The 2,799-nt window shown below is 60.3% G+C and carries 3 protein-coding genes; all 3 read left to right on the top strand.

Translation table 11 applies throughout. The annotated features are described in order from the left end of the window. Positions 1-802: NAD-dependent epimerase/dehydratase family protein (locus tag NP596_RS20800; protein ID WP_256617302.1), on the top strand; the 802-nt coding region annotated here is incomplete at its 5' end. Positions 803-1,019: 217 nt separating this feature from the next. Further along, positions 1,020-1,715, top strand: a complete 696-nt coding sequence (locus NP596_RS20795; protein ID WP_256617301.1) for a class I SAM-dependent methyltransferase — start codon at positions 1,020-1,022, stop codon at positions 1,713-1,715. A gap of 1 nt (position 1,716) precedes the next feature. Then, on the top strand, positions 1,717-2,799 hold a 1,083-nt coding region (locus NP596_RS20790), incomplete at its 3' end, for a hypothetical protein (protein ID WP_256617300.1).

Genomic DNA, 2,799 nt, shown 5'->3' with positions numbered 1-2,799 from the left:
GGACTCCGCCGCGTTCGCGGTACGCGGCGACATTCGCGATACCGGCGCTCTCGACAGGCTGATCCGCAATTTCCGCCCCGACGCCATCCTGCACTTGGCTGCCGTCCACCACATCCCCACCTGCGAAACGCAACGCGCCTATTGCCTGGATGTTAACGTCACCGGCACCGAAAACGTGCTGTGCGCGGCGGAACATGCCGGCATCGGCCGGGTCGCCCTAGCCTCCAGCGGCGCGGTCTATGCCTGGGAAAATACCGCGCTGAGCGAGGACGGCACCCCGCTTTGGGCTTGCGACAATTACGCCCTCGCCAAAACCGGCAACGAATCCCAATTACGCTTCTGGACGCAACGTACCGGCGGCATCGGCCGGGCGGCGCGGATATTCAACACCCTCGCCCACGACGATCCGAACGCCCATCTGGTCCCGGACATCGCCGCGCAACTCGGACACAGCGCCGGCGCCGTTACGCTACGCCTGGGCAATCTGGCATCCAAACGCGATTACCTGCACGCCGAAGACGCCGCCGCCGGGCTGATAGCCGTTCTGCGCGACGATCGCCCAACGGCCGCTTACGATTGTTTCAACCTCTGCTCGGGCATCGAACGCTCGGTCGAAGAACTGGCGGGCGAAATAGCAAACCTGCTGGGACGAAATATCCGCATCGAGACCGATCCAAGCCGCCGGCGCAAGATAGACCGCCCCAGCCAGTTGGGCAACCCCGGCAAGGCCCGGCGGCTGCTCGGCTGGACGGCCCGCATGTCATTCGACCAAGCGTTGTCCGCCACCATTTTGCAAAAATAGCGGACGATGACGAACCAGGCACCAAAAACGGATCGCCGCCCGGGATACGCCGCGGACGGGTCGTTCAATGCTATAAGGTGTCCGCATGTTTTGGAACATTTACAAAACGCCGGACTGGCGCCGGCCGAACTTATCGCTTATAGACGCACGACGCCGGTTGCGGGCATAAAACTGAAATGCGGCCGAACAATACGATGACTACGCAGGCGGACAAATAGTGGACAAACCTAACAATAGTTTGAAAGCGCATTACGATGCATCCTATTACGGCAATGTCTATGCCGGTTTCGATAATGACGCCTTTGCCCGGCGCTGGGCGCTCGGTTCGCTGGCAACCATGGGAGTGGAAAACAGGGAATACGCCGCCGTCCTCGAATTCGGCGCCGGTTTGGGGCAAAATCTGGCGCTGATTCAGGCGCGGGAAAAATGGGCCGTGGATATCGCGCCGGAATCCAGAACGGCTTGCGAAGCCAAGGGGTTCAAATGGACCGACTCGCTGGAAGCCGTTCCCGACGGCATTGCCGACATTATCATTGCCAGACACAGCCTGGAACATGTCGCTTCTCCCTATGAGACGCTGCGGGCCTTACGCCGCAAGCTCGGACCGGCGGGAAAAATATTGCTGGCCGTCCCCGTCGAAGCCGGCGGCATCCCAAAATCGCTGACCGAATACGATGAACATTGCCACCTGTTTTCGTGGACGCCGACGACATTGAAGAACCTGCTTATCGCCACCGGTTGGGAAATAGAAACGCTCAAGTTGCATAATGGCTTGCTTTTCATCCGCTCATTATTGCTTCTGAACATTAGTACAACCGTGTTTTTGGCTTTCAGAACCCTGACGACCCGCTTTTGCCCGTTAAAATCGGCGGAAATTATCGCCGTGTGCGTTCCCGGCAAGAACGGCGCATAACATGGCCATTCAACTATTTAATGGGGCATTGGCCTACCTTGCCGGGCAGGCCTGCAACCTCATGTTCCAACTGCTGCTGCTCCGCGCGTTGGGTACGCAAACCTATGGCCATGTCGGCCTTGCCCACATCAGCCTTACCGCCCTGCTGTTCGTCTGCGACCTCGGCTACGGCCTGTATTTCCTGCGCGAAAAACCGAACGCCGAACACTGGCTCAAGGCCTGGCGCTCGGCGCTCGGCCACCGTTTGCTGGCAACCTTGCTGAGTTTTGCCGCGCTGGCGGGGTTCTGGATAACGCGTTACGGCAGTGCGGACGAAGGTTTGCTTTACTTGGCCGCCGCCGCACCGGCCGCACTGCTGGCCTTACTCAACTTTTCCGCGCCATTGCTGGCCGCCGGGCGTCACAACGCCGGTTTCGCCATGCAGCAGATTGCCTGGCCGGCCGCCGCCGTTTGCTTTGCTCTGACTTGGCCGCTACGGGTGCAAACGTTGTCCCCTGTGTTACTGGCCGGCGGCTGCGTCAGCATGGGTTATCTAATCCAGGCAGCATTCAATCTTGCGGTAATACGGCGCTGGAGCGGTAAAACGGAGATCGGCGTTCGCTTGAGTACCTTGCTGACCCCCAGTTTCAGCCGTAGCGGTTGGCGCATGCTGAAAGCATCGCTGACGCTCTCCATGCTCGGTTTTCTCGGCGTGGCCAACGACCGCCTGACGGCCTTTCTGATAGAGGGTACGGCCATGGGTTTTCTGCCGGCTTATCTATTGCTGGGGCAAATGCTCGGCGGCGCGGCCGGCATGCTTAGCCAGTTCAACCGTTTGCTGGTAGCGCACGCGGCAAACGGTCAAGATGCGGCGTCTCCGATGCGCGCGATGGCCGCCCTACTGCTCGCGCCCCTGGCGTTGCTGCTCCTTGCCGTCGCGTTACGCTGCGATAACGGCTGCCGGGATGTACCCTCCGCTTGGTTACAACTCGGCTTACCGGTTTTGCTGGATTGGACTCTATCCGCCGTGGGAGGCGGCATGGCCGCGGTGCTGATCGGCCGCCGGCAGGAAAAAAAATTGGCGCGGGCCATCCTCTTCGGCGTC

The organism is Methylomonas rivi, assembly GCF_024505165.1.
Taxonomy (GTDB): domain Bacteria; phylum Pseudomonadota; class Gammaproteobacteria; order Methylococcales; family Methylomonadaceae; genus Methylomonas; species Methylomonas rivi.
The sequence above is the reverse complement of the archived record's forward strand: the minus strand, read 5'-3'. Positions and strand labels throughout refer to the sequence as shown.